The following is a 23927-nucleotide window of genomic DNA, read 5'->3' on the forward strand; positions in this document are numbered from 1 at the left end:
AGACCATGGGGCAGGTCGTGCGTGCGGACGCCGCGTTCGTCGCCCGCGTGCGCCGAGACACGACGAGCGTGGTCGAGACCGCCCCCGGAGCGGTCCTGTCCTGGGCGGCCACGCACCTGTTGGCCGAGCACGGCTGGCGCTGGCGGCCCTCCGGTGCCGTACCCGCATCGGACGCCGTCGGTGACCTGCTGCACGTCGACCTGACGATCGAGCACGCCCCGTCGCCGCGCCTGGTGCTCGGGACGACGACGGCCCGGTTCCTGGCGGCGTTCGACCGCACCGTGACCCACGCCCTGCATGAGGGCGCCGAGCCGATGTCCCCGTCGGCGCTGACCGCGCTCGCCGAACGCCGCTCGCCCGGGTCCTCGACGTTCGTCGTCGGCAGTCCGGACGACACCGTCGGCGGCCTGCTGATCGTGGAGCGCGGGCCGCGCTCCGTCTTCGAGACGCTGCGCGTGGTGGTCGCGATCGACGACCGTGGCGCGGTGCGGGACCGACTGCAGGCGGGCCTCCTGGCCGTCAGTCAGGGTCGCCACCCGCAGTCCGGACTGTTCTCGACCAGCCGTGGTCGCCTGGACGGGGTGACGGAACCGGTCCTGCGTGGGCCGACGACGCCGCTGGCCGTGTTCGCGGGCGCTCGCGCCGTGCGCAGCCGGGGTCTGAGCGGGCGGATCGACCAGCTGGGCGGGACGCCCGTGGGTCCGGTCCGTGCACCGGGGGCGCTGTTCTGGTTCGACGGCGACGAGCCGGATCGGTGGCTGGCGGCGGCGGACCTGGCACGTGGCGTCCGCACGACGGACTTGCACCGGGTGTCGTCGTCGCGAGACGATGGGATGCGAACGGGGGAGGTTCGATGAGCACGGGGAGCTGGAAGGTCGACCCGTCCGGGGTGCAGACGGTGCTCGACGGCATGCAGACGTCGCTCGACGGCACCGCCGCAGCCCTGCAGTCGGTGCAGACCGGGGTGGCCGACGCGTCGGGCGGCGCCGGAGCCGTCGTGAACGAAGCGCTCGGTGCCTTCGTCGACCAGGTCAGCGACGACGTCGACCAGGTGACGTACCGGCTCGTCGGCGGGGTGCAGGGCGTCCGTGGGGCGGTCAACGCCTACGTCCAGGGCGACCTCGAGATGGCGGCGGACTTCCAGCGCGTCGGCACCACGGCCCACGAGACCCACGACATCTCGCTGTTGGTCCAGAACGCCTCGACCGACGGCTCGACGCTGGCTCCGGGGGCGAACCGGTGAGCGGCGTGCCGATCGGTGACCACGGACTCGTCGATCCCCAGGGCATCCCTGGCGCCGAGCTCGACCTGACGACCGTCTCCGCCGCGGCGACGACGATCTCGGGCGGCGGCGACGCGATGCGGACCGTCGCCGACGAGATCCCCGGCAAGTGGCAAGCGCTCGGCGCCGTGTACGAGGCGCCTGAATCCGGCCAGGTCCTCACGCTGATGGACCCCGTCGTCGACGACACCCACACGATCGGCACCGCTGCCCGCGGCGTCGCCAAGGCGCTCGACACGTACGCCTCCGACGCGGCCGGGCCGAAGAAGCAGCTGGACGACCTGCGCGTCGAGGCCGCGGCGTTCGTGGCCCGTGTGCGCGGCGGCGTGCCGAAGGCGACCTCGCCGTACGCGACCACGACCGCGCCGCAGGTCGACGGCTCGTGGAACGCCTACGGCGCGACCCGCTCCGACGCTCCGCCAGAGAAGACGACCGTGCCCTGGTACGAGGACATCGTCACCAAGCACGAGAACGACGACATCATCCGGCGGATCAACGAGCAGGTCGCACTGCTCGAGCAAGCGCAGGCCGACTGTGCAACCGCGATCAAGAAGGCGTCCGGAGCGAGTCTGCGGGGTGCGTACGTCGCCCCGACCGAGAACGACCTCAACGCACGTGGCGTCGAGTTGCCATGGAGCTCGGTCGGCACGGCGGACGGCAAGACCTGCGGCGAGCAGTTCTCCGAAGGTGCGACGAACGAGCTGCTCAACTCGCTCGAGAGCGGCATCCACATGCTCGGGTTCGACAACCAGGGTGCTTGGTCGACCGACACCCTCGGGTCGACGTGGGGCGGTGTCGTCGACGGCGCTGCCACCATCGGGCTGTTCCTGTCGCCGTACGCGTGGCTCGATGCGGCGCTCGACCCGAAGGGCGACGCGGCGAAGGCGCACGACGCCGCTGGCAAGGCGTTCGGGGACTGGTGGTCCGAGGCGCAGGCACATCCGGGAGCCGCCGCTGGCGCTGCTGCTATGGGGATCGGGCTCGGAGCTGCGGGCCCTGGTGGACTGGCGAAGGACACCGCGAAGGCGACCGAGCTGGCTGAAGGGCTGGGCAAGCTCGGCCTGCACGGACTGAGCCGCGACGTTCGAGCCTGGGTCGAGAACGGAGCGTCGAAGGAGAGCGTCGACGCGCTGCACGACCTGGTCGACCGGACGTACCGGGACTACGCGGGCAGCGACGACTTCGCGCCGGGTCTGGGAACGGGGGATGGTTCGTTCGACCAGTTGCTGCGCGGCGAGATGGCGCAGTTCGTCGACGAGCACCCGGACCTGCTCAGGCCGCACGACGAGGCGTCGTTGCCCCACGGCATCGAGTCGAAGCCGTTCACCGATGCCGGTGGCCTGGCTGCCGCAGAAGCAGCGGGCGGGCACACGCTGGAGCGGCACGTCCGGACCGACCTGCACGGGCAGCAGCTCGACGACTGGATCGCCGACCGTTTCGACCGGGAGAGGCCGAACAGCAGCTACACCGTCTCCCCATCTGAGCTCGACCGACTTGTCGCGAACAGCCTGGATTCCAACCACGACGCCGTTCAACGGTGGCTCAGCAAGATGGAGTCCGATCCCGGGAAGAAGCTCACCGAAGACTTCGACTGGCCCGCTGATCGCGTGGTCGGGCGCAGCTTCAACCCATCACGGGTACCGCCGATGAGCGACAGCACCGTGGTGCACACGGTGCTCAAGTACGATCCATCTCGGCAGCCTCCGTACTTCGTCCTGACGTCGTACCCGATCGGGGAGATGGGATGACGCGGAGTCACGACTACCGAGAACTCGTCCGTCGGGTTCCGCTGATCCGGAGCCTGTTGGCCGCGTCCTTCAACTACGACTGGATGCTCGACCACCCCACGGCTGAGTCGGTCTACGACGACGCCTTCTCCGGGATCTCGGAAGCAGAACGCAAGGAGTATCTCGAACAGGCCACAGTGCTCCAGGAGCACCTTCGTGACGATGATGCAGTCGCTGGTTTCCTCAGTTACGTTCACACAGGCCTCGTGCCGCAGTTGGACTTCGGGCTGACGCCGAAGAGCTGGCTGGACGCACTGATCGGGCGCCTGGAGGACTTGTCGGGATGAACCCACAACAGATCCCCCTGACCGACGACCGACTGGAGGTCGGCCCCGCCCCGGTGGAGTGGGGCCAACAACTCCAGGACCACGGCGCGGAGACTTGAAGGTGTGCGGCTCGTGATCGAACGGAGAAGTGCTGCGGACGTGGGAAGTCGATGGCGCATGCCCTTCCTGAGGGCGCGGGTCAGATGACGACGTCCTCGGAACGTCTCCGTGAAATCCGACGTCTCGCACCGCACATCGACGATTCCCTGGCCGCAGACTTCAACGTTGTGCTTCGCTGGATTCCGGGCGGCGAGCCGCCTTACCGTGTCATCACCAGTTATCCGAAAGCGACGGTGGGGGGAGTGAACGACCTCGAACGACGCGCACTGATCGCGAAGATTCCTCATCTCCGAAACCTGCTCGCAGCCGTGTTCAACTACGACTGGGACCTGGACTACGAGGATGCTGAAGCCGCCTACGCATCTGTGTTCGACGACCTCGATGCCGACGCGCGAGTCGAGTACATCCGCGAGGCGCAGCTACTCGAACGGGAGCTGACGTCTGAAACTGAAGTTCAGGAGTTCCTGAACTTCGTCGGTTCCGGACTCGCGCCCAGCGAGGATCTCGGCGTGTCCCTCGCCGAGTGGCCGCGCGCTCTGGTCCGCAGGATCCGGAAGTCGATGGAGCAATGACGACATCGCACCTGTCGCCGACGTTGATCGTCTCGTCGTACGACGCCGCCGGAAATCCGCCGTACCGAGTCCTGACCAGCTACCCACGCGAGGCGTTCGCCAAGTGAGGCCTCGCGTGACGCTCTTGGAGAATGACGCTACAACCCTCGGTTCTCGCTCTGATGTCGACTCCCGACGCAGGGTACAAGATGCTTGACGATGAACAGTCCTTCGGAGAACTCGATGGTCGGACGCCGGGGATGTACAACCTGCTCGCTGCGTTCTTCAACTACGACTGGGACCTCGACTACCCCGACGTGGAAGCTGTGTACGTCGATGCCTTCGACGACCTGTGCCACGAGTCCCGTCTGGAGTACTTCGAACAGGCGAAGATCCTGCAGACGACACTTGCTGACGACGACGTGGTCGAGCGGTACCTGCGACATGTCGGCACGGGGTTCTCGCCGACGAGGGACACCGGAATGGCGCCGAAGCAGTGGTTGGACGCGCTCGTCGCGCGATTGGAGCGCGGATGATGACCGCTCCGCAGAGCGACCACCAATCAGTACGCCACCGGAGACCGTGATCGCAACGATGAAGGAGCACGCATGAGCCACAGCGTCAGGACCGGTACGTCGGTCTTCACTGGCGGGACCGACGAGGCGAACCGGATCGTCGCGCACGCTCTCGACGCCAACCACCTGCGCATCCGAGCCTGGGTCGCCGAGGACTGCCCGAAGCCCCTCCGGATCTACGCCGTTCCCGGTGGGGTCACGGGGCGCGGCATGCCGTTCGGGACGATCCAGGACCTCGACGCCGTCCGGGTGGTCCTGACCGCGGCACCGGACCGGCCGTCGGGCTACACCGTCCTGACGGCGTACCCCGCGCCGGCCAGCATCACCGCGACGAACTTCGCGGCGTTCGACGACTTCGTCGGTGCCTACTTCCACCAGGACTGGGCGGACGCGCCGTACGGGGCGCCCGACGCGCTCGAGCACTGCCTGGCGATCAGCTCGCCCGACGAGCAGCAGGCGTTGCTGTCGGACGTGCGGGACCTCGACCAGGCGCTGCCCGACGCAGCGTCGCTCGGCGGCCGTTTGGTCGAGCTGGACTGCAACTACGTGCCCGAGGACGACGGCTTGGACGACCGCGCATGGCTGCGGCAGGTGGCAGACCGCCTCGAGCAAGAGCTCGCCGCCGCCTGACCGGGATCGGCTCAGGCGGTGCGGAACGACCCGGTCGCCGTGCGGAACGAGCCCGTGACGGTGCGGTTCGACGCGGTCACGGAGCCGCCGCGGCGGAACTGGGCGTCGACGAAGCGACCGAGCCGGCCGGTCATCGGCACGCCGGTGTAGGTGCCGACCGACGCGGGAGCCGCCGTGCTGCTGTACGTGCCGAGCTCGTCACGAGCGGTGGTCGCGGAGACGAAGCTGCCGCCGAAGGGGGTGGTGGTGGTCGTCATGGGAACTCCTCGGGTGGTGGAGTCGATCGCCGGTGACGCCAGTCCGACGCCCCGAGCGCCGTCGACTGGTCCGTCCACCGTACGTGCTTGTCTTGCATTCTGCAAAACAACCATGATCCTCAGGCCAGCTACGCGACGAGCTCGCAGAAGCTCCGACCGGCAGCCGTCCAGCTCGCGCGGGGTTCGAGTCCGGCGACGACCGCGTGCCGACGCAGTGCGTCCAGCCCGACCTCGGCCCACGGGAACTCGGCGCTCGTGTGGCCGTCGGCGTCCACCACGCGGGCCTGGTACGCCCGGTCGGCGTCGGCCTCGACGTGGGTCTCGACGACGACACGACCGCCTTCGCGGACGATCTGACGGCAGCGCGCCAGCAGTGCCACGGGATCGCCGCCGATGCCGATGTTGCCGTCGAGGACGAGCGCGGTGTCCCAACGTCCCTCTTCCGGCACGGTCTCGAACACCGAGCCCTGCACGGCACGACCGCCGGAGCGCTGGGCGATGGCCACGGCCTCGGCGGAGACGTCGACACCGAGCGACGGGATGCCGAGCGATCGGGCGGCGACGAGCATGCGCCCGGGGCCGCAGCCGATGTCGATCACGGGGCCGTCCACGCCGTCGAGCAACGAACGGTCCACCCGGTCGGCAGCGGCACTCCACCGGCTGACGTCCATGGTGATCGCGACGTCCGGACGGTCGGGGTCGGTGAGCCGGAGCCGGCCGTCCGAGCGGAGTGCGCGGGCGTACGGCTCGTCGCCGCCGGTGCCGAACGTGACCGGTGCCTGGGTGGTGTCGGTCATCGGGTACCTCCGGCGGTGAGGGTGTCGGTCGGGCATGCGGCCAGGGCTGCGGCGAACGCCGAACCGGGGACGAGTGCCGCGACACGGTGGGCGTCGTCGATCAGGTCGACGTCGAGCAGGGTGGGCAGCGTGCCGACGTCGAGTCCGGCGTCGACCAGGCGAGCGCGCTGGTCGGCGCCGGTGTCGTCCTGGGACATCGGCACGCCGCGGATCAACGACCCGTCGGGCCCGCGCAGGTACAGCGACCAGAAGCCGCCGTCCTCGGCCGGGCCGAACCAGGCGTCCCGCTCGGCATCGTCGAGGACCGGGGCGAGGTCAGCGGCGGACAGCTGCGGGGTGTCCATGCCGACCAGCAGCGTGGGACCGGTCATCGTGTCGAACAGGAAGCCCAGACGTTCGTCCAGGCCGCCGTCGGGCTGGTGCAGCACCTCGAAGCCCTCGGCAGCGTCGGGTGTGACCTGGCCGTCGAAGAACAGCACGCGGCGCGCGACGGGCAGGGCCTGCACGGTGCGCAGGGTGTCGTCGAGGCTGGCGGCAGCGACCCGGGCGGCACCCTCGGCGGTGATGGCCGGTGCCAGACGGGTCTTGACCTTGCCGGGCAGGCACTCCTTGGCGATCACGACCACCGTGACGTCGACGACGGCGCTCATGCGTTCGTCCCTTCAGGAGCCGGAGCCGGAGCGGGAGTCGCCACCGCAGCCGGAGCAGCCGTGGTCTGTTCAGCCGCAGCCGGCGCGACCGTCCGCACCCGCGCCTGGCGCCGGTACTGCCGCAACAGCCGCGACATGTCGCGCACCGCGTTGATCGTGCCGCGCAGCGTGCCGGTCACCTTGCTGTCGCCGATGCGCTGCTCGTAGCCGATGTCCGACTCGTCGACGCGCCACCCGGCGGCGTGCGCGGCCAGCACCATCTCGAGCGGATAGCCGCTGCGGCGGTCCTGCAGGTCGAGCGCGACCAGGTCCGCACGGCGCATCACGCGCATGGGTCCGAGGTCGCGCAGCCGGTAGCCGGTCGCGCGGCGCATCAGGACCGCGAGCACGCGGTTCGCGAAGCGGGCGTGGGGTGCCCAGGCAGCGGGGGTCGTGGGGACGCGGCGACCGAGCGCCAGATCGACCGACCCGGACGCGACGCGGGCGACGAGCGGGGGGAGCTCGGCGGGGTCCATCGAGGCGTCGGCGTCACAGAAGGCCACGTACTCGGCGGTGGCAGCAGCGACACCGGCGGCGCAGGCCGAGCCGAACCCGCGACGGGTCTCGGTCACCACGAGGGCGCCGTGTGCGCGGGCCACGTCAGCGGACCCGTCCGTCGAGCCGTTGTCGACGACGATCGCGCGGTACCCCTCGGGCAGGCGGCCGATCACCTTCGGCAGGGCGTCCGCCTCGTCCAGGCACGGCAGGATCACGTCGACGTTCATGCCGACCATTCGGTGCGGTCGGTCGTTTCGACGGGAGGGCGTTGCCATGCACACCAGGCAACCGGAGTGCTGCCGGTGATGCACAGGGAGCTCGTACCCCCTGACCGGTTTCCGTTCAGATTCGCCCCGAACGGGGGCCAGCCGACACCGGACTGGAGGCCCGTGGCGGCGCCGCCACGGGCCTCCAGTCCGGTCGTGGTCCGGACCGAGCGCTCAGCGCACCGCCGCGCGCAGCGGCGCGTCCGCGAACTCGCGCATGCCGCGCTCGAAGTCGACCTCGGCACGCCAGCCCAGCTCGTCGGCGATCCGCGCCGACGACGCCGTCACGTGGCGGACGTCGCCGAGCCGGTACTCACCGGTGACGACGGGCTGCAACCCGGCGGTGCCGGCGATCGCCGCGGCCATGTCCCCGATCGTGTGCACCGTGCCCGAGCCGACGTTGAATGCCCGGAACGAGTCGTCGGACATTGTTGCCGTCGCACCGATCGAGGCGAGGTTCGCGCCGGCGACGTCGTCCACGTGCACGAAGTCACGGCGCTGCCGTCCGTCCTCGAACACGCGGGGGGCCTCGCCGCGGGCGATCGCCGAGCGGAACAGCGACGCGACGCCCGCGTAGGGCGTGTTCGCGGGCATGCCCGGGCCGTACACGTTGTGGTACCGGAGCGCGACGGCGCGGCCACCGGTCGCACGGGCCCACGACGACGCCAGGTGCTCCTGCGCGACCTTGGTCTGCGCGTACACGTTGCGGGGGTCGAGCGCGGCGGACTCGTCGATCAGCCCGGGGACGAGCGGCTGCCCGTCGGGACCGATCGGGTCGAAGCGGCCGGCGTCCAGGTCCTCGCGGCGTCGCGCCGGGGGTCGCATCGGGGTGCCGTCGGCGGTGGCGTAGGCGCCCTCGCCGTAGACGACCATCGAGCTCGCGACGACGAGCCGCCCGATGCCCGCGCTGTCCATCGCAGCCAGCACGTGCGCGGTGCCGGCGTCGTTCGTCGAGACGTAGTCGGGGGCGTCCTGGAAGTCCACGCCGAGACCGACCTTGGCGGCCTGGTGGCAGACGACCTCGATGCCGTCGAGCGCGGCCTCGAGCGCGATGCGGTCGCGGACGTCGCCGTGCACGACCTCGATGCCCGTGCGCTCCAGCTCGTGCAGCACCGCCGTCGGGTCGCCGTGCACGTCGGCGCGCAGGGAGTCGAGGACGCGGACCTCGTGCCCGTCGGCGATCGCGCGGCGGACGATGGCGGAGCCGATGAAGCCCGCGCCGCCGGTGACGAGCAGGCGGCTCATGCTCGCGTGCCGTGCTGCGCGGTCTGCTGCGTGCTGTTCGGCGAGTTCGACTGCATGATCGTGGCGCTCGCCGCGGCGGGGACCAGCTCGCGCGGGGTGAAGTCGTCCGGGATCGCCGCGACGATCGACCCGATCGCGCGGACGATGACCTGGTTGGCCCGCGCCAGACGCTCCATCACCATGCCGTGCGTGACGGGTTCCTCGGTGCTGGCGGCGGCCTCGTCCTCGGTCGGGGCCAGGCCCGCGTCGGCGTCGGTCACGAACGACAGGTTCACCGTGCCGATGCCGAGCTCGGCTGCCAGGGGCACCTCGGGCGTCATCGTCATGTTGATCGTGTGCCCGCCGGCCTGTCGCAGCCAGACCGACTCCGCGCGGGTCGAGAACCGCGGGCCCTGGATCACCACGCACGTGCCCGTCGGGCGGAACGGCACGTCCAGCGCGGCGACGGCCTCGACCGCAGCCCGCCGGAGCACGGGGTCGAACGGGTCCGCGAAGGACAGGTGCTGCACGGCGTCCTCGAAGAACGTGTCCGCGCGGCCCCACGTGCGGTCGATCAGCTGGTCGGTCACCACGAAGGTGCCGGGTGCGTAGTCGGGGTGCAGTCCGCCGACGGCGCTCGAGGACACGATCGCGCGCACCCCGACGGAGCGGAGCGCCCACAGGTTCGCGCGGTGGTTGATGCGGTGCGGTGCGACCGAGTGCTCGCGGCCGTGGCGGGTCAGGAACGCGACGCGCTTGCCTGCCATCGTGCCGACCGTGATCGGGGACGAGGTCGCTCCGAACGGCGTGGGGACGTCGATCTCGTCGGCGGTGCCGGGGGCGAAGAGCTCGTAGAGGCCGGAGCCCCCGATCACCCCGATCGTCACGGTTCCGGCGTCGGTTCGGTCGTTGCCCGGTCGGTCGTTGTCCACAGGTCCTCCAGATCGTCGGGGTGCGCTCGGCGCGCTGGATACGCTACTGAGGTGCGGTGTCCAGGCGCTGCACGGACAAGGCATTCGGAGGCCCCCTTGCGAACGATCGGTCAGCACGGCGACGCGGTCCGCGCGCTGGTCGCGCCCGCGCTGCCCGGGGCTGATGACGACCTGCAGGCGCAGCGCGTCGACGACCTCGCTGCCGACACCGGTGCGGGGCACGGGTACCGCGTGCTCGGGCGTGCCGTACGGTCGCCGATCCCGCTGCCCCCGTTCGACAACAGTCAGATGGACGGCTTCGCGGTGCGGGCTGCGGACGCGGGCGCGACGCTGCGCGTCGTCGACCCGATCCCGGCCGGCACGGTGCCGTCGGACCTGCAGCCCGGCACGGCGGCACCCATCATGACCGGAGCGCGCATCCCCGTCGGCGCCGATGCGGTGTTCCCGGTCGAGGCAACGGCGCCCGGGGCGTTCCCCGCGGCGTTGTCGCTGCCGACGGTGACCGTGCCGGACGACCTCACCGTGGGCACCTTCGTGCGGACGACCGGGTCCGACCTGGCAGCCGATGCCGTCGTCGTGCCGGCCGGAGCGCTCCTGACCCCGGCGGTGCTCGGGGCGTTGGCGGCGGCCGGTGTCACGCAGGTCGACCTCGTCCGGCGGCCGCGGGTACTGGTCGTGTCGACGGGGTCGGAGCTCGACGGCGCCGGGGATGACGCCAGCGGTGGCGCGGGCATCAACGACGCGAACGGTGTGGCACTGCGGGCGGCCCTGGCCGAGGTCGGTGCCGAGTCCCGCACGGTCCGTGTCCCCGACGACGAAGCCCGCTTCACGGCCGCGCTCGAACACGCGGTGGGGGACTGGGCCGACCTGGTGCTGACCACGGGCGGCATCAGCGCCGGCGCGTACGAGGTCGTGCGACAGGCCCTCGAACCCCGCGGGCTCGTCGTCACCCCCGTCGCCATGCAGCCCGGCGGCCCGCAGGCGCTCGGCACCGTGCAGCTCGCCGGGCGCCAGGTCCCCGTCGTCGCGTTCCCGGGCAACCCCGTCTCGGCGCTCGTCTCGTTCGAGGTGTTCCTGCGCCCCGTCCTCGCCCGCGCCGCCGGCATGGCCGAGTCGCGGCCTGTCCAGGTGCTGCCCGCCGCGCGCGCTGCCGAGTCACCCGTCGGCAAGCACCAGGTCCGCCGCGGTCGCGTGGTCGACGGCCGCGTGCACTTCGTCGGCGGTCCGTCCTCGCACCTGCTCGCCCACTACGCCGACGCCACGCACCTGGTGCACGTGCCCGTCGGCACCGCCGCCGTCGCCCCCGGCGATCCCCTGACCGTCTGGAGCCTGCGATGACCGACGCCCCCACCGACCCGTCGACGACCGAGCAGCCGCGGGCCGAGCAGCCGAAAGCCGAGCTCTCCCACGTCCGCGCCGACGGCAGCGCGCACATGGTCGACGTCTCCGACAAGGACGTCACCGCCCGGTCGGCCACCGCCACCGCCACCCTGATCACCCGGCCGGACGTCGTCGCGCGCATCCTCGACGGATCCCTGCCCAAGGGCGAGGTGATCGGCACCGCGCGCATCGCCGCGATCATGGCGGTCAAGAAGACCTCGGACCTGGTGCCGCTCTGCCACCCGCTGCCGATCGCCGGCGTGCAGGTCGACATCGCCGGCGCGGACGACCGGGTCGTGGTGCAGGTGACGGTGAAGACCACGTCGCGCACCGGGGTCGAGATGGAGGCGCTGACCGGTGCGAGCGTCGGCGCCCTGACCGTGTACGACATGGTGAAGGCCGTCGACCGCACGGCCACGATCACGGACGTCCGGGTGCTCGAGAAGCACGGCGGGCGGTCCGGGGACTGGAGCGCACGATGACCTCGCAGCCGACCAGGGGCCGTGGGGTGGTGCTCGTCGTCTCCACCTCGGCCGCCATCGACGCATCGCTCGACACCACGGGCCCGACGATCGCCGGGTGGCTCCGCGGACACGACTTCACGGTCGACGAGCCCGTCATCGTTCCGGACGGCGGCCCGATCGCCGAGACCGTCACCGCCGAACTGCTCGCCGGTGCCCGCGTCGTGATCACCACCGGCGGCACCGGGGTCACCCCGACCGACCGCACGCCCGAGGCCGTCGCCCCGCTGCTCGACCTCGAACTGCCCGGCGTGCTCGAAGAGGTCCGCCGTCGCGGGCTCGCCGGTGCCGGACCGACCGCGCTGCTCAGCCGCGGTGTGGCGGGCATCGCCTCGACCGGGGCGTTCGTCGTCACGCTGCCCGGGTCCCGTGGCGGTGTCGCCGACGGTCTGGCCGTGCTCGACGGGCTGCTCGACCACGTGCTCGCCCAGGTCCACGGCGAGGGCCACGCCCGCCGGAGCCACGCGTGACCGCCGCGGTGCCCGCTGCCGACCGGGTGGCGCTCGCCGACGTGGTCGACGTACCGATCACCGTCGAGCAGGTGTCCGACGTGGTCGCCTCGGACCAGGACGGCGCCGTCGTCACGTTCGCCGGTGTCGTGCGCGACCACGACGGTGGCAAGGGCGTCACCGCACTCGGGTACGAGCGACACCCCAGCGCCGGACAGGTCATCGCCGAGGTCGCCCGGTCGATCGCCGACGAGCACCCCGGCGTGCGCATCGCCGTGCTGCACCGCGTGGGTGACCTGGTCGTCGGGGACGTCGCGCTCGCTGCCGCGGTGTCGTCGCCGCACCGGGCACAGGCGTTCGCCGCGTGTGCCGCGCTGATCGACCTGGTCAAGGAGCGCACCCCGATCTGGAAGCACCAGCGGTTCACCGACGGCTCCGACGAATGGGTGGCGTCCCTCTGACGCGGGCGTAGCGCGGACTCCGAGCAGAACCATAGGATCCGGAGCATGAGCGTGCTGCTGCCCGGGATCACCGTCGTCCTGCTGGTCTTCGCCCTGATCGACATCCTGACCAAGACGGACGACCAGATCCGTGGGCTGCCGAAGATCGCCTGGGTGATCCTGGTGGTGCTGGTCCCCGTCGTCGGCAGCGTCGTGTGGTTCGCCATCGGCCACGACTGGGCTCCGCGCCCACGCAACCACGGCCGGTACATCGAGCCCAACCGCCACGAGGACCACCACCCCACCCTCGGCCACGCTCGAGCGGCGCACGGGGACCGCCGCGTGACGACCACCGAGCAAGAGCTCGCCGAACTCGACCGCGAGATCGAGTTCTGGGAGGCGAAGGCCCGGCTCAAGCGCGCCAAGGAAGCCGCTGGCGAGTCCGACTCCGCCTCGGCAACCTGACCCGTCGATCGTGACGACCGACGCCGACGGCAAGCGCGACCAGCGCGACACGGACGACCAGCGCGACGCGGTCGACCTGTGGCGCGAGCTCCGGGGCGAGGAGTCCGACGACCGCTGGGCCGAGATGGACCGCCGACTCGACGGACTGCTCGCCGACGACCGGCCCCGTCCACGGCCCGACCGTCGGCGCCGTCGACGGTGGGTGGTCATCGTGCTGGCGATCGTGGTCCTCGGGGTCGCCCTCGGCTGGGTGATCGGCTCGTTCCCCGGCGAAGACGCCTCCGACACGTCCACAGCCTCATCGTCATCGCTGCGCGAGGTCATCGCGCTCGCAGGGCTCGGCATCGCGATCACTGTCTGGGTCACCGGTGTGGTGCTGCGCGTCCGCCGGCACCAGCCGCTGTTCTCGTTCCGCGAGCCCACGACGGTGCTGCTCCGTGCCGAACGCCGCGCGGTCGAACGCACGATCCGCGGCCGGGCCCCGGTCGATCCCGAGCACCGCTGGACCCTGCGACGGCTGGCCGTCGCGCGACTGGAGCAGACGCAGTGGACCCTCTGGCTGTTCGGCGGGTGGCTGCCGCTCTCGATCGGACAGGCCGCGAACGGGTGGGGTGCCTGGAACGGATCGCTGTACAGCGTCCTCGCCGTGTTGTGGGCAGCATTGCTCGTCGTCGCGACCCTGCAGCGGTCGCGCTGGCGAGCCTTCATCGCCGCGCACCCGGCGACCGAGCCGACGTACCGGGGCTGAGCCGGGCCTCCCGTCCGACCTGGCAGGTGGGTTCTCCTGCTGCCGGAACGACAACACGGACGTCGTACGACTTCGGATCTGTCGTTCCGAGTTCGCCGCGCCGCCGCGTTGCCGCCGGAACGACAACACGGACGTCGTACGACATCGGGTCTGTCGTTCCGAGTCCGCACCGCACACGCGCACCACGCACCCCCGCGCGCCACCTACCCTGGACGGGTGGCACATCTCCTCGGCGCCGAGAACCTGCATCTCGAGTTCCCCACCCGCACCGTCTTCGACAGCGTCACCATCGGCATCGACGAAGGTGACCGCATCGGCGTCGTCGGCCGGAACGGCGACGGCAAGTCGACGCTGCTCAGCCTGCTGGCCAAGCGCCTGGAACCCGACACGGGCCGCGTCACGCACCGCCGCGGGGTGACCGTCGGCGTCCTCGATCAGCGCGACGCCCTGCCCGCCGGTCAGACGGTCGGCGCGGTCGTCGTCGGTGACCGCGAAGAGCACGAGTGGGCCGGCGACCCGAAGATCCGCGACGTGATCGGCGGACTCGTGTCCGACATCCCGTGGGACGAGCTCGTCGACGACCTGTCCGGCGGGCAGCGGCGGCGGGTGACGCTCGCGCGGCTGCTGGTCGGCGACTGGGACGTGCTGTTCCTGGACGAGCCGACCAACCACCTGGACGTCGAGGGCATCCAGTGGCTGGCCGAGCACGTCAACCGTCGCTGGCCGGCGAACCAGGGTGGGCTCGTGGTCGTGACGCACGACCGGTGGTTCCTGGACGCGGTGTCGACCGACACGTGGGAGGTGCACGACGGCATCGTCGAGCCCTTCGAGGGCGGCTACGCGGCCTACATCCTGCAGCGCGTCGAGCGCGACCGGCAGGCAGCCTCGAGCGAGCAGCGCCGACAGAACCTGGCGCGCAAGGAGCTCGCGTGGCTGCGCCGCGGCGCCCCCGCCCGATCGACCAAGCCGAAGTTCCGCATCGAGGCGGCGAACGCGCTGATCGACGACGTCCCCCCGATCCGCGACACCGTGGCCTTGGCCAAGACCGCCACCGCCCGCCTGGGCAAGGACGTGGTCGACCTGCTCGACGTCGGGGTCACGTACCCGGGCGCCGATGGGCCGACCATCCGCAGCATCGAGTGGCGGATCGCCCCAGGCGAGCGCACCGGCATCCTCGGGCCGAACGGCGCGGGCAAGTCCACGCTGCTGGCGCTCATCGCGGGGCGCCTGCAGCCGACCAGCGGCCGCGTGAAGACCGGCAAGACCGTGCAGGTCGCGGTCCTCGACCAGCAGCTCGCCGACCTGGCGCAGTACGCGAACGACCGGGTGCGTGAGGTCGTCGCCCGCAAGAAGACCAGCTACGTCGCCGACGGCAAGGAGATGACGCCGTCGCAGCTGCTCGAGCGCCTGGGCTTCACCGCCGAGCAGCTCTCGACGCCGGTCAAGGACCTGAGTGGTGGGCAGAAGCGCCGACTGCAGCTCATGCTCATCCTGCTCGACGAGCCGAACCTGCTGATCCTCGACGAGCCGACGAACGACCTGGACACCGACATGCTCGCGGCGATGGAGGACCTGCTCGACACCTGGCCGGGCACGCTGCTGGTGGTGTCGCACGACCGGTACCTGCTCGAGCGCGTCACGGACCAGCAGTACGCCGTGCTCGGCGGGCACCTGCGGCACCTGCCGGGCGGGGTCGACGAGTACATGCGGCTGCGTGCGGCCGGCACCGGGGGATCGACCGCCTCAGCGGCTGCCGCCGCCACGGCCGGGAGGCCCGACACCGCTGGCGGGACCGGCTCGGCCGGTGCCGTGGCCGGGTCCACGGCCGCGGGTGCGTCCGGCGCGTCCGGGTCATCCGGCACGTCTGGGCTTTCTGGCGCGGAACGCCGTGTCGCCGAGAAGGAGATGTCGGCGCTCGACCGCAAGATCGCCCGCGTCGGCGACGAGCGGAAGAAGATGCTCGACGCCTTCGCATCCCACGACCAGTCCGACTACGCCGGGCTGGGGGAGCTGCAGACGAAGCTCGGCGCGCTCGAGGCCGAGATCGAGCAGCTCGAGGAGCGCTGGCTCGAGGTCGCGGAGCAGCTCGGGGTCTAGTCCGTCGTCGCGGGGCTCGCTTCGGGGCTCGCGTTTGCCGGGTCGCCGCCGCCTGGGTTCGCGACGACCTCCCACAGGTGGCCGTCCGGGTCCTGGAAGAACCCGGAGTACATGCCCCACGGCCGTGTGTACGGCGCTTGGAGCATCCTTGCGCCCGCGGCTCGTGCCCGGTCGAGGAACTCGTCCACCTGCTGCTGCGACCTGACGAAGTGCCCGATCGTGCTGCTCGGGGCGGTCGCCAGCGCGACGCCGGAGTCCTTCGCCATGTCCTGGTGCCCGTACACGCTGACGATCAGCCCGTCGTCGAGCGTGAACATCGCCGTCGTGCCGCCCGCGGTCGTCTCCGTTGCGGGGTACTCGGTACCGATGACGCCGCTGCCCTCGATGCCGAGCAGGGCGCGGTAGAACTCGGCCGATCGTGCGACATCGGCGACGGCGAGGGTGATGGCGTGCATGCGGCGCAGGCTACTCGGGCCGCTGTCCGCCGTTCGCGGCCGGCCGCGCGTTCCTTCGCTGCCTGGTCAGTCGCCGAGGCCCAGGATCAGGCGTCGCAACAGCCCGGCCAGCTGGTCCTGCTCGTCGGCGGACACCCCGGCCAGGATGTCCCGCTCCGCCCGCAGCAGGTCCGCGATCGCCGAGTCCACCGAAGTCCGCCCCGCCTCGGTCAACGAGACCAGGATGCCGCGTCCGTCCTTCGGATCCGTGCGCCGCGCGACCAGTCCCCGTGCCGTCAGCCGGTCGACCCGGTTCGTCATCGTGCCGCTCGACACCAGGGTCTGCTGCAGCAGGGTCTTCGGGCTGAGCTCGAACGGCTCGCCTGCACGCCGCAGTGCCGACAGCACGTCGAACTCCCACGGCTCGGTGCCGCTCGCGTCGAACGCCGCCCGCCGTGCACGGTCGAGGTGCCGCGCCAACCGGTCCACTCGCGACAGGACCTGCAGCGGTGCGAAGTCCAGGTCGTCGCGCTGCCGACCCCATGCCGCCACGATCCGGTCGACTTCGTCCTCTGGCGGCATCCGTCCATCATGGCCGGAACCGCGGCGCACGGCCACCGCTCCGGTCATGGGAGGATGGACGGGCCCATTCGTGGGTGTTCCGCCTTGGTGTAATGGCAGCACGACGGCCTTTGGTGCCGTTAGGTCCGGGTTCGAATCCTGGAGGCGGAGCGCGCGGCCGTTCCGCCTCTGCATCTACGTCGGGTCGGAGGACTGGTCGATGCCGTTCCCACATGACCCGAGCGAACCGATGATGGCGGAGGCGATTGCTGTGGCGCTTGAGTCGACGTTGGATGGTCGTGGACGATCGTCGGATCTGGAGTACCAGCAGTGGTTCGCGGAGCTGCTGAACGAGTGCTCGTCGGATGCGTTGCCGGTGTTCCGTGGCGAGGGTCTTCCTCACGGTGCCGCTCCGGTGCTGCTGACGTCCGACGGAGAGGTTCGGACGGTGGATGTTCGTCCGGAGCCGCCGGAACCAGACCGCGGCGGCTGACAGGCGACGCGTGCTCGGCCGTCTCGCCCGTTCACAGCGTGTGCTCCCGACCCTGTTCTCGCAGGACATCTCTGGTGCCGCGAAGGCGGGACTTGCCGGCTACATCAGCCGCGGGTTCGTCGGCCCCATCATTGACGAGAAGGAAGCACTGGCTGCGATGGAGCTGTTCGGTATCGAGCCGACTCCGGAACGGATAGCGCGGGTGACTGCGTCGGCGACGATGGCCGCGTACGGCAACGATGAGTACGCGGCGCCGAACTACAACTCGATGAAGGCGCTTCGTGACGCCCGCACTCGGAAGGTGCTCCGCGGGTCGGTGTGGATGTACTCGGACCTGTCCGGTCGTGTCATCCCGGTGGAGTGCGTCATCCCGCCGGAGTTCCTCCGGGTCGCGTCCACGAACGCGGTCGACCTCGACGCACGTGAGAAGGCGGCGGGGCAGGCGGCGTAGGCGTACGGGAGGGGCTTGTGAAGGCCGGCGGAGTTGTGTCCGCCGGCCTTTGTCGTTCCCGGGTGCCATGACATAGCCGCGGAGCCGCATTGCTGGTAATTCCCTCAGACATAAATGTGGGAAACATCGGGGTACGCAACAACCTTTTCCGTGTCCGCTACAACGCCGACATGCGCTATTGCCTCGGTCGGGCAATACTCGAACCATTCCTAAGGGGGGAATCCTTGAAAATACATTCAGTTTCACGTGGTCGATGGGTTTCAGTCGCTTTCGCGGTAGCCGGAATCCTGGTGACTGCGACATTGTCAGCCGCTCCTGCAACAGCAGCGCCGTTCGTCGCATCGCACGTCGCGGCCGCCGCGGATTCCTGCCCGGTGGGAACTAACACACTTGTTCCAAACGCTCAATCACTCACGAACTACGGCGCACGAGCTCTCGTGCCGACGAACATTCTCGCCGAACACCCCGATGCAGCAAACGACCCGACGCTGCAGAAAATCGCCGCTCTCAAACCCACCTGGGTAAGCAAGGTGACTTGCAAAGTGCTGGACGCCTCGATGGGCCCGGCGAAGGTCGCCACCCCGACGGCGGGTCAAGTCGGACAGGGTGCGAACTCGAGCATCCAATCGAACAACTGGTCAGGGTGGATGATGGACCACCCGAGCGGCGGCGCGACGGGAATCGCGGGCACCGGTATGCAGTGGACCGTCCCCGCCGAGGCAACGAACGGAACGTCGGAGAACCAGATCAACGAAAGTGACTGGCCCGGCATCGGATCCGGCTCCTACTCCGGTGACACCCTCATCCAGGCGGGCAGCATGGTGTACCGAGACAAGACCGCCGACGGGGTTGTGCCCTGGTACGAGCTGTACCCGCAGGAGACCACTGTCGTGATCAAGAGCCTCCCGACGTTGAACTACGCGGACGTGAAGTACCTGGTCGATGTCGAGTACGACCCGAAGGCCAACACCGCGTACTTCACGGTGTGCGTCAACAGTCAGTGCGCGGCCCTGTCGCAGAAGCTCACCGGGTCCACCCGCGACTACCAGGCGGAGTGGATCAGAGAGCGTCCAAGCTGGTCTGGGACGCTCATGCCTCTGGCGACGACGGCGACGGAGACGTTCACGAACATCGGCGGTTCCGGGTTCGTGGGGTCAACATCTGTCGGGTTCACCCCCGGCTCCACGAACACGCCGACATCTGGGCTGTACAAGTACGTCATGACCGGATGCAACGGGAAGACGCTGATCAACCCCGGAACGATGAGCTCCACCGGGAGTTTCTCGATGCCCGTCACCGACCAGGGCGTGCAAGACCGCTGCTAGTCACGAAGACGCGCCGGCCAGGCTAGCGTGCTTGCGCCGGCGCGTCTTTCGCCTTGCCGTCGGCATTGATGGTCAGGGCGCCCGCGATGTTGCTCGGGGAAGTACCGCAAGCGCTAGGGCTTTTGCCCAACTCCTTCATCGACACTGAGACCTCGCTGCTCGACCATTTAGTGCCACCGGAATCGACCGAGACCGCGACGTTAGCGGACCTGCCATCGGGAACGCCTAGGGACCCGACATGACCGGCTGCGACATCGGTGCATCGGGAATCGACGCAGGCGTGGACAACTGAATGCGGATGTCCCGGAAAGGATGCGGGTGGGTTGATGAGCACGTGTGGAGGCGCTTGCGCCGAGGTGCTGCACCCTTCGACGGAGCACCCCGACAACGCCAGAAGGGCGAAGCCTGCTGCTGCCACGATGGCGAATCCTCGTGTCCCATTCATACGGTCCACCGTATTGCCTTTCGCGGGCAAACGCACCAGGTCGGCAGCGACAACATGTCATTCGCTACGTTTGGGTGGCAGGGGCTGTGGGAGCGCCGCGGGCGTGCAGAAGGCCGGCGGAGTGTTCTCCGCCGGCCTTCTGAGTCGATGTGCCGTGTCAGCCGTTCAGTGCATCGGCGAGGGTGAGCTCGGTGGGGAGTGTGTCTCCTTCGTCGCTGGGCGCCTTTGTGAACTCGGTGTCTTCGGTGACGTTGCCGGTGGAGCGTGCGCCGGCGTTCTGCTGTGTCTCGTACACACCTGCGGTCCCGCCGGTGATGTAGAACTGGCTCGCCAACTGTCCGTCGAGCCCGGACGGGGTGAGGTAAAGCAGGTATGTCTTCCCTGTCTCGAGCAGCGCTCCGGGGCCGGGCGTCTTCTGGCTTCCGTGCTGACGGACGACGACGGATGAACCTGCTGGGTGTGCGGCGTCCGACTTCGCGGTAGCTGCGACCTCGACGGTGGAGAGGGTGAAGTCGCCGCCGTTGGGGATGTCGTTGGCGGTCTTCTGGCTTTCGACGGTGCCGCTGATGACGATGCTGCTGTCGCCGGCGAGGGTGGGCACGGAGTCGTAGAGCTTGACCCGGGATCCGGATGAACCGGATGCGTCTGCGCATCCGGCGAGCCCGATTGTGAGGAGTCCGGCTGAGGCGATGGCGATGATGCTTGTTGTCTTCATGGTTTCGTCCCCCTAGTACTTGTTGTTGATGCCGGCGACTTCGTCGGAGGTGAGGTTCCGCACCCCTGCTCCATATGCGCCGGAGGCTGGGTCGTGCATCACGCGGGCGAGGGGGCCGACGTGGGCGAGGCCGAGCCCGTGGCCGAGTTCGTGCAGCCAGACGACCTTGAGTTGAGCGGTGGGCTTCCCGGCGAGGTAGTACCGGTTGAGGATGGCGTGCGCAGATTCGGTGCGGCCGTTCGGGGAGAACCAGTTGGTGAAGCCTTCGTAGCCGTCGGCGCCGTTGTTGACGTCTGCTGCTGAGAACGTGGGACCGCCAGCGGTGGTGTTGGTGAGGTTCACGTCGGTCGCGGATGTGTAGTTCGCGGACGCCTGGTTGATGGCGGTCCGGTAGTTGCCGGATGTGGTGTTCATGTAGATGCGGAGGTTCCCGCTGGGCCATTTGGGCCCTTCGTAGGCGTAGGCGTGCGCGACGTTCGGGATGGCGATGAGTGCTGCTGCCACTGCGACTGCCGTTGCGGTGATGGTTCCCAGTCGACGGCGCTTCGTTGCTGCCGTCTCGGATGTCTGATTCATGGATTCCCCTTGTCCGTGAGAGCGCAGTCACGAGGTGCTGTTGGGCTTCGTCGCCCCAGGACGCCCCGCGCCGCGTTGATGAATGCTCACACAGGAAAGACCGATGGGTCTACCCCGGGACTGGGTCCGTGACCGATTCGCGACCTGGCCGTTTTCGAATCGTGTTCGGGTGTGCTCGTCGCCCGTACTCGAGGCTATGAGCCGCCGTGAAGCGCTCTCCGACGGTGAATCCCGGCGCCGCGGGTTGGGGGCGGGCTCTCCTCGGGACCAGTTCTGGTTGACGTCCGGGGACGGGGCGGTACGCCTGCTCGAACAGTCGAAGGTGCCTCGTGAGCCGGTTGCGACTCGTGCACGAGGGTGGTTGCGGAGGAAGCTGAGGCCGACATCGGTGTTCATCGAGTTCGAGGTCGCTGACGTCGATGGCGACTTCGCCGCCCTCGACCTGTCGCGGCCGGTGTGAGCGCCCCCCGACGGCAACGTCGTGAACCTCTTCAGCACGCTTGCCGTCTGACGGTTGGCCCTGGACTCCACGACCCCGTGACGCCGGCTGTCAGCGTTCCTCCCGCTGGTGCTCCGGACAGGAGGCGCGGTGTCAGCTGACACCGCGCCTCCTGTCCGGACCATCGCTGACGGTGTCGCCGTGCCGGACGTTCCGTCGCCAGGATCGACCCGACCCCGTCCGTGATGCCGATGATGACGACGTGCGTGACCTGGCCCTCCTAGATCTCGGGGTGCTGGTCGCGGACGGGGCTGATCGACTCGAGCAGCGACGCGACGGCGAACACGGTCGACTCGGCGTGCCACGGCCCCGCGATCTGGACGCCGATGGGCAGGCCGTCGGAGCTGGTGCCGAAGCGCATCGACAGGGCGGGCATGCCGGTGATGTTGAACTGCACCGTGAAGGTCTGGATGTGGGTGGCGTCGACGGTCTGCCCGTCGATGACGAACTCCGTCGCGTCGTGTTCGTGCGCCGGGATGGGCAGCACGGGCAAGAGCACGGCGTCGAACTCCGTGAACACCTGGGCGTAGGCGTCGCGGATTCGTTCGAAGCCCTGCTCGGCCGCGACGTAGTCCTCGACGGACGTGTCGGGGGGTCGCGAGCATGGTCGTCGACATCGTGAAGCGCTCGTCCTCGTGGCCCGCTGTCGCCTCGGCCATCGCCGGCTTGAGCTCCATGACGTGCTGCTTGTTGAACAGGGCGAGCGGGTTGTCGCGGTGCAGCGTGGGGATGTCGATCTCCTCGACGTGGACACCGGCGCCCCGGAGCGCTTCCGCCGCCTGGCGAACGGTGGCCGCGACCTGGGGGTCGACGGGCCCGAGGCCCGAGTCGGTGAACCACGCGACGCGCAGCTGTTCGGGAGTGGCGTCGCGCTTGCCGGTGTCGACGGAGTTCGGCGTGATGGCGAACCCGTCCTGGCCGTCGGGGCCGCGCATGATCGAGTACCCGAGCTCGAGGTCGCGGATGGTGCGCGCCATGGGGCCGACGTGCCAGTCACGGCGGGGGACCCGCGGCCAGACGCCCGTCATCGGGATGCGGCCGTGGGTGGGTTTGATCGCGGCGATGCCGGTGTGGGACGCGGGGCCGCGGACCGAGATCGCCAGGTCGGTGCCGAGGCCGATCGGGCTGAGGCCGGCTGCGATCGCGGCGGACTCGCCGCCGCTGGAGCCTCCGGAGGTGCGGTCGAGGTTCCACGGGTTGTTGGTGCGTCCGGAGAGCAGGTTGTTGCTCTCGGTGGAGTACGAGAACTCCGGCAGGTTCGTCTTGGCGAGGAGGATCCCGCCGGCGCGCTTCATCCGGGCGACACTGACCGCGTCGGCATCGGGGGTGCGCCCGCGGAAGATCGGGGAGCCGCGCTGGGTCAGCACGCCTGCGGTGTCGATGGAGTCCTTCACGGTGAACGGCACCCCGCGCAGCGGGCCGACCTGTTGGCCGGCGGCGAGAGCGTCGTCGGCGGCCTGTGCCTCTGCGAGCGCGTTCTCGTTGACGGTGACGATCGCGTTGATCTTCGAGTCGACGGCCGCGATGCGGTCGAGGTGCGCCTGCACGACCTGCACCGAGGTCAGTTCGCCGGACCTGATGCGCGCGGCCAGTTCGCTCGCGTCGAGGAAGAAGATGTCGTCGGTCATGATGAACTCCTAAGTATTAGACCAGTCGTCTAGTAGTTGTGGAAAGAACACCGGGCCGGGGCCCGGTGGGTCAGATGTGCAGGCGTGACCTGGTGAGGTCGAAGGCTCGCTGCAGTGATGCCGTGGTGCGTTGGACCTTTGCCATGACGCTGGCACCGAGCCATGCGTCGTAGAGCTCTTGAGCGAGCGTTCGCGGGTCGTCGTCGACGGGGACTGAGCCGTCCCGCCCGCCGGTCGCGATCATCCGCTCGAGGTGGTGGATGATGCCGTCCGTGCCGCTGACCAGCTGGAGTCGCATGGGCTCGGACAGGTCCGATACCTCGGCGGCGAGCTTCACCACCAGGCACTTCCCCTGGCAGTCGTCGAACGACTGCAGGTCGTAGAACCGCTGCCAGTACTCCTGCAGCTGCTCGGCCCCCGTCTTGGTGGTGTCGCTCGCGATGCGGTCCATCGTGGCGAGGTAGTCGGCGAAGTAGCTCTGCATGAGTGCTGCTCCGAAGGCCTCCTTCGACGAGAAGTAGTAGTAGAACGACCCCTTCGGGACATCGGCTTCCGACAGCACCTCGGTGAGACCGACAGCGGTGTAGCCCTTGCCGGCCATCAGTCGCTGTGCGGTGTCGAGGATGTGCTGCCGGGTGTCGGTCTCCGTCGTGGGCATGGAACGACCATAGCAAGCTATTAGACCAGTCGTCTACAAGTGTCGAGCCCGACGGTCCCGCAGCAGTCACCGCATGCCGCGGGCGTCCGGGACGGCTCGCGATGGCGCGTCCCGGCTCTTGCGCGGTCAGAACCGCGCGGTCCGGCTATTCTCAGACGAACGCAGCAG

29 protein-coding genes, 1 tRNA gene and 1 pseudogene are annotated in these 23927 nt (G+C 69.7%); 18 read left to right on the forward strand and 13 right to left on the reverse strand.

Features of this window, described 5'->3' with window-relative positions:
- Window positions 1-5 precede the first annotated feature (5 nt).
- The 7 genes from ACLBWP_RS10165 (at window position 6) to ACLBWP_RS10195 (ending at window position 5211) form a co-directional block, all read left to right on the forward strand.
- Window positions 6-857 carry a DUF6177 family protein gene (locus ACLBWP_RS10165; protein ID WP_447655081.1) on the forward strand — a complete coding sequence of 284 codons (852 nt, stop codon included), beginning with the start codon at window positions 6-8 and terminating at the stop codon, window positions 855-857.
- Window positions 854-1243, forward strand: coding sequence for a DUF6507 family protein (locus ACLBWP_RS10170; protein ID WP_243564131.1), 390 nt, complete (start codon window positions 854-856; stop codon window positions 1241-1243). The genes ACLBWP_RS10165 and ACLBWP_RS10170 overlap by 4 nt, the downstream gene beginning before the upstream one ends.
- Window positions 1240-3030 carry an RNase A-like domain-containing protein gene (locus ACLBWP_RS10175; protein ID WP_447655082.1) on the forward strand — a complete coding sequence of 597 codons (1791 nt, stop codon included), beginning with the start codon at window positions 1240-1242 and terminating at the stop codon, window positions 3028-3030. The genes ACLBWP_RS10170 and ACLBWP_RS10175 overlap by 4 nt, the downstream gene beginning before the upstream one ends.
- Window positions 3027-3356, forward strand: a complete 330-nt coding sequence (locus ACLBWP_RS10180) for a hypothetical protein (protein ID WP_447655083.1) — start codon at window positions 3027-3029, stop codon at window positions 3354-3356. Before ACLBWP_RS10175 ends, ACLBWP_RS10180 begins: the two co-directional genes overlap by 4 nt.
- Before the next feature lie 182 nt (window positions 3357-3538).
- Window positions 3539-4027 (forward strand): contact-dependent growth inhibition system immunity protein, encoded by a 489-nt coding sequence (locus tag ACLBWP_RS10185; RefSeq protein ID WP_243564134.1) that lies wholly within the window; start codon window positions 3539-3541, stop codon window positions 4025-4027.
- Between the two features lie 188 nt (window positions 4028-4215).
- A complete protein-coding gene (locus ACLBWP_RS10190; RefSeq protein ID WP_243564135.1) occupies window positions 4216-4542 on the forward strand; it encodes a contact-dependent growth inhibition system immunity protein in 327 nt (108 codons plus the stop codon).
- A 72-nt stretch (window positions 4543-4614) separates the two neighbouring features.
- The gene (locus ACLBWP_RS10195) at window positions 4615-5211 is read left to right on the forward strand and encodes a contact-dependent growth inhibition system immunity protein (protein ID WP_447655084.1); all 597 of its coding nucleotides are present in this window, start codon (window positions 4615-4617) and stop codon (window positions 5209-5211) included.
- Between the two features lie 11 nt (window positions 5212-5222).
- On the opposite strand, the gene ACLBWP_RS10200 is transcribed toward ACLBWP_RS10195, so the two are convergent.
- The 6 genes from ACLBWP_RS10200 to ACLBWP_RS10225 form a co-directional block, all read right to left on the reverse strand.
- On the reverse strand, window positions 5223-5468 hold the full coding sequence (locus ACLBWP_RS10200) for a hypothetical protein (RefSeq protein WP_447655085.1): 246 nt from the start codon (window positions 5466-5468) through the stop codon (window positions 5223-5225).
- A gap of 128 nt (window positions 5469-5596) precedes the next feature.
- The gene (locus tag ACLBWP_RS10205; RefSeq protein WP_243564138.1) at window positions 5597-6265 is read right to left on the reverse strand and encodes a methyltransferase domain-containing protein; all 669 of its coding nucleotides are present in this window, start codon (window positions 6263-6265) and stop codon (window positions 5597-5599) included.
- Complete coding sequence (locus ACLBWP_RS10210; RefSeq protein WP_447655086.1) at window positions 6262-6915, reverse strand: TIGR04282 family arsenosugar biosynthesis glycosyltransferase; 654 nt, start codon at window positions 6913-6915, stop codon at window positions 6262-6264. Before ACLBWP_RS10210 ends, ACLBWP_RS10205 begins: the two co-directional genes overlap by 4 nt.
- Window positions 6912-7679 carry a glycosyltransferase family 2 protein gene (locus tag ACLBWP_RS10215; protein WP_447655087.1) on the reverse strand — a complete coding sequence of 256 codons (768 nt, stop codon included), beginning with the start codon at window positions 7677-7679 and terminating at the stop codon, window positions 6912-6914. The genes ACLBWP_RS10210 and ACLBWP_RS10215 overlap by 4 nt, the downstream gene beginning before the upstream one ends.
- A gap of 213 nt (window positions 7680-7892) precedes the next feature.
- Window positions 7893-8963: an NAD-dependent epimerase/dehydratase family protein gene (locus ACLBWP_RS10220; RefSeq protein WP_447655088.1), complete on the reverse strand. Its 1071-nt coding sequence runs from the start codon at window positions 8961-8963 to the stop codon at window positions 7893-7895.
- The gene (locus ACLBWP_RS10225; RefSeq protein ID WP_447655089.1) at window positions 8960-9874 is read right to left on the reverse strand and encodes an MTAP family purine nucleoside phosphorylase; all 915 of its coding nucleotides are present in this window, start codon (window positions 9872-9874) and stop codon (window positions 8960-8962) included. Before ACLBWP_RS10225 ends, ACLBWP_RS10220 begins: the two co-directional genes overlap by 4 nt.
- 96 nt (window positions 9875-9970) lie before the next feature.
- Between ACLBWP_RS10225 and ACLBWP_RS10230 the strand changes: the two genes are divergently transcribed.
- From ACLBWP_RS10230 to ACLBWP_RS10260, 7 genes are all read left to right on the forward strand, one after another.
- Entirely contained in the window at window positions 9971-11212 is a 1242-nt protein-coding gene (locus tag ACLBWP_RS10230; RefSeq protein WP_447655090.1) for a molybdopterin molybdotransferase MoeA, read from the forward strand.
- On the forward strand, window positions 11209-11736 hold the full coding sequence (moaC, locus tag ACLBWP_RS10235) for a cyclic pyranopterin monophosphate synthase MoaC (protein WP_447655091.1): 528 nt from the start codon (window positions 11209-11211) through the stop codon (window positions 11734-11736). Before ACLBWP_RS10230 ends, moaC begins: the two co-directional genes overlap by 4 nt.
- Window positions 11733-12245, forward strand: coding sequence for a molybdopterin-binding protein (locus ACLBWP_RS10240; protein WP_243564144.1), 513 nt, complete (start codon window positions 11733-11735; stop codon window positions 12243-12245). Before moaC ends, ACLBWP_RS10240 begins: the two co-directional genes overlap by 4 nt.
- Window positions 12242-12685: a molybdenum cofactor biosynthesis protein MoaE gene (locus ACLBWP_RS10245; RefSeq protein WP_447655092.1), complete on the forward strand. Its 444-nt coding sequence runs from the start codon at window positions 12242-12244 to the stop codon at window positions 12683-12685. The genes ACLBWP_RS10240 and ACLBWP_RS10245 overlap by 4 nt, the downstream gene beginning before the upstream one ends.
- 45 nt (window positions 12686-12730) lie before the next feature.
- Window positions 12731-13129, forward strand: a complete 399-nt coding sequence (locus tag ACLBWP_RS10250; protein WP_447655093.1) for a PLDc N-terminal domain-containing protein — start codon at window positions 12731-12733, stop codon at window positions 13127-13129.
- A gap of 10 nt (window positions 13130-13139) precedes the next feature.
- Entirely contained in the window at window positions 13140-13877 is a 738-nt protein-coding gene (locus ACLBWP_RS10255; RefSeq protein ID WP_447655094.1) for a hypothetical protein, read from the forward strand.
- 216 nt (window positions 13878-14093) lie between these two features.
- Window positions 14094-15974 (forward strand): ABC-F family ATP-binding cassette domain-containing protein, encoded by a 1881-nt coding sequence (locus ACLBWP_RS10260; RefSeq protein ID WP_447655095.1) that lies wholly within the window; start codon window positions 14094-14096, stop codon window positions 15972-15974.
- Here the strand turns inward: ACLBWP_RS10260 and ACLBWP_RS10265 are convergent.
- Both ACLBWP_RS10265 and ACLBWP_RS10270 read right to left on the reverse strand, forming a co-directional pair.
- A complete protein-coding gene (locus tag ACLBWP_RS10265) occupies window positions 15971-16429 on the reverse strand; it encodes a VOC family protein (RefSeq protein WP_447655096.1) in 459 nt (152 codons plus the stop codon). The two genes, ACLBWP_RS10260 and ACLBWP_RS10265, sit on opposite strands and share 4 nt — an antisense overlap.
- A 66-nt stretch (window positions 16430-16495) precedes the next feature.
- Window positions 16496-16990, reverse strand: a complete 495-nt coding sequence (locus ACLBWP_RS10270) for a MarR family winged helix-turn-helix transcriptional regulator (protein WP_447655097.1) — start codon at window positions 16988-16990, stop codon at window positions 16496-16498.
- A gap of 78 nt (window positions 16991-17068) precedes the next feature.
- On the opposite strand from ACLBWP_RS10270, the gene ACLBWP_RS10275 reads away from it, so the two are divergent.
- The 4 genes from ACLBWP_RS10275 to ACLBWP_RS10290 all read left to right on the forward strand — a co-directional run bounded on the left by ACLBWP_RS10275 (window position 17069) and on the right by ACLBWP_RS10290 (window position 19238).
- Window positions 17069-17140: transfer RNA gene (locus ACLBWP_RS10275), tRNA-Gln, on the forward strand.
- A gap of 49 nt (window positions 17141-17189) precedes the next feature.
- Complete coding sequence (locus tag ACLBWP_RS10280; protein ID WP_447655098.1) at window positions 17190-17462, forward strand: hypothetical protein; 273 nt, start codon at window positions 17190-17192, stop codon at window positions 17460-17462.
- Between the two features lie 40 nt (window positions 17463-17502).
- Complete coding sequence (locus ACLBWP_RS10285; RefSeq protein ID WP_447655099.1) at window positions 17503-17913, forward strand: hypothetical protein; 411 nt, start codon at window positions 17503-17505, stop codon at window positions 17911-17913.
- Window positions 17914-18350: 437 nt separating this feature from the next.
- Window positions 18351-19238, forward strand: a complete 888-nt coding sequence (locus ACLBWP_RS10290; protein ID WP_447655101.1) for a G1 family glutamic endopeptidase — start codon at window positions 18351-18353, stop codon at window positions 19236-19238.
- A 602-nt stretch (window positions 19239-19840) separates the two neighbouring features.
- Here the strand turns inward: ACLBWP_RS10290 and ACLBWP_RS10295 are convergent.
- The 5 genes and pseudogenes from ACLBWP_RS10295 to ACLBWP_RS10315 all read right to left on the reverse strand — a co-directional run bounded on the left by ACLBWP_RS10295 (window position 19841) and on the right by ACLBWP_RS10315 (window position 23759).
- Complete coding sequence (locus ACLBWP_RS10295; protein ID WP_447655102.1) at window positions 19841-20398, reverse strand: hypothetical protein; 558 nt, start codon at window positions 20396-20398, stop codon at window positions 19841-19843.
- Between the two features lie 12 nt (window positions 20399-20410).
- Window positions 20411-20974, reverse strand: a complete 564-nt coding sequence (locus ACLBWP_RS10300) for a matrixin family metalloprotease (protein WP_243564154.1) — start codon at window positions 20972-20974, stop codon at window positions 20411-20413.
- Window positions 20975-21693: 719 nt separating this feature from the next.
- Window positions 21694-22227, reverse strand: coding sequence for an amidase family protein (locus ACLBWP_RS10305; protein ID WP_447655103.1), 534 nt, complete (start codon window positions 22225-22227; stop codon window positions 21694-21696).
- Window positions 22226-23101: pseudogene (locus ACLBWP_RS10310) on the reverse strand (amidase); the annotation flags it as partial. The gene ACLBWP_RS10305 and the pseudogene ACLBWP_RS10310, both read right to left, overlap by 2 nt.
- A 70-nt stretch (window positions 23102-23171) precedes the next feature.
- Complete coding sequence (locus tag ACLBWP_RS10315; protein WP_243564156.1) at window positions 23172-23759, reverse strand: TetR/AcrR family transcriptional regulator; 588 nt, start codon at window positions 23757-23759, stop codon at window positions 23172-23174.
- Between the last annotated feature and the right edge of the window lie 168 nt (window positions 23760-23927).

The organism is Microbacterium sp. M1A1_1b (genome assembly GCF_053345565.1).

Excerpts from the sequence above, each read along its gene's own strand:
- ACLBWP_RS10165 (WP_447655081.1), top strand. The coding sequence starts at position 6 with ATGGGGCAGGTCGTGCGTGCGGACGCCGCGTTCGTCGCCCGCGTGCGC.
- ACLBWP_RS10170 (WP_243564131.1), top strand. The coding sequence starts at position 854 with ATGAGCACGGGGAGCTGGAAGGTCGACCCGTCCGGGGTGCAGACGGTG.
- ACLBWP_RS10180 (WP_447655083.1), top strand. The coding sequence starts at position 3,027 with ATGACGCGGAGTCACGACTACCGAGAACTCGTCCGTCGGGTTCCGCTG.
- ACLBWP_RS10185 (WP_243564134.1), top strand. The coding sequence starts at position 3,539 with ATGACGACGTCCTCGGAACGTCTCCGTGAAATCCGACGTCTCGCACCG.
- ACLBWP_RS10190 (WP_243564135.1), top strand. The coding sequence starts at position 4,216 with ATGCTTGACGATGAACAGTCCTTCGGAGAACTCGATGGTCGGACGCCG.
- ACLBWP_RS10195 (WP_447655084.1), top strand. The coding sequence starts at position 4,615 with ATGAGCCACAGCGTCAGGACCGGTACGTCGGTCTTCACTGGCGGGACC.
- ACLBWP_RS10200 (WP_447655085.1), bottom strand. The coding sequence starts at position 5,468 with ATGACGACCACCACCACCCCCTTCGGCGGCAGCTTCGTCTCCGCGACC.
- ACLBWP_RS10205 (WP_243564138.1), bottom strand. The coding sequence starts at position 6,265 with ATGACCGACACCACCCAGGCACCGGTCACGTTCGGCACCGGCGGCGAC.
- ACLBWP_RS10210 (WP_447655086.1), bottom strand. The coding sequence starts at position 6,915 with ATGAGCGCCGTCGTCGACGTCACGGTGGTCGTGATCGCCAAGGAGTGC.
- ACLBWP_RS10215 (WP_447655087.1), bottom strand. The coding sequence starts at position 7,679 with ATGAACGTCGACGTGATCCTGCCGTGCCTGGACGAGGCGGACGCCCTG.
- ACLBWP_RS10220 (WP_447655088.1), bottom strand. The coding sequence starts at position 8,963 with ATGAGCCGCCTGCTCGTCACCGGCGGCGCGGGCTTCATCGGCTCCGCC.
- moaC (WP_447655091.1), top strand. The coding sequence starts at position 11,209 with ATGACCGACGCCCCCACCGACCCGTCGACGACCGAGCAGCCGCGGGCC.
- ACLBWP_RS10240 (WP_243564144.1), top strand. The coding sequence starts at position 11,733 with ATGACCTCGCAGCCGACCAGGGGCCGTGGGGTGGTGCTCGTCGTCTCC.
- ACLBWP_RS10250 (WP_447655093.1), top strand. The coding sequence starts at position 12,731 with ATGAGCGTGCTGCTGCCCGGGATCACCGTCGTCCTGCTGGTCTTCGCC.
- ACLBWP_RS10265 (WP_447655096.1), bottom strand. The coding sequence starts at position 16,429 with ATGCACGCCATCACCCTCGCCGTCGCCGATGTCGCACGATCGGCCGAG.
- ACLBWP_RS10270 (WP_447655097.1), bottom strand. The coding sequence starts at position 16,990 with ATGCCGCCAGAGGACGAAGTCGACCGGATCGTGGCGGCATGGGGTCGG.
- ACLBWP_RS10280 (WP_447655098.1), top strand. The coding sequence starts at position 17,190 with ATGCCGTTCCCACATGACCCGAGCGAACCGATGATGGCGGAGGCGATT.
- ACLBWP_RS10295 (WP_447655102.1), bottom strand. The coding sequence starts at position 20,398 with ATGAAGACAACAAGCATCATCGCCATCGCCTCAGCCGGACTCCTCACA.
- ACLBWP_RS10300 (WP_243564154.1), bottom strand. The coding sequence starts at position 20,974 with ATGAATCAGACATCCGAGACGGCAGCAACGAAGCGCCGTCGACTGGGA.
- ACLBWP_RS10315 (WP_243564156.1), bottom strand. The coding sequence starts at position 23,759 with ATGCCCACGACGGAGACCGACACCCGGCAGCACATCCTCGACACCGCA.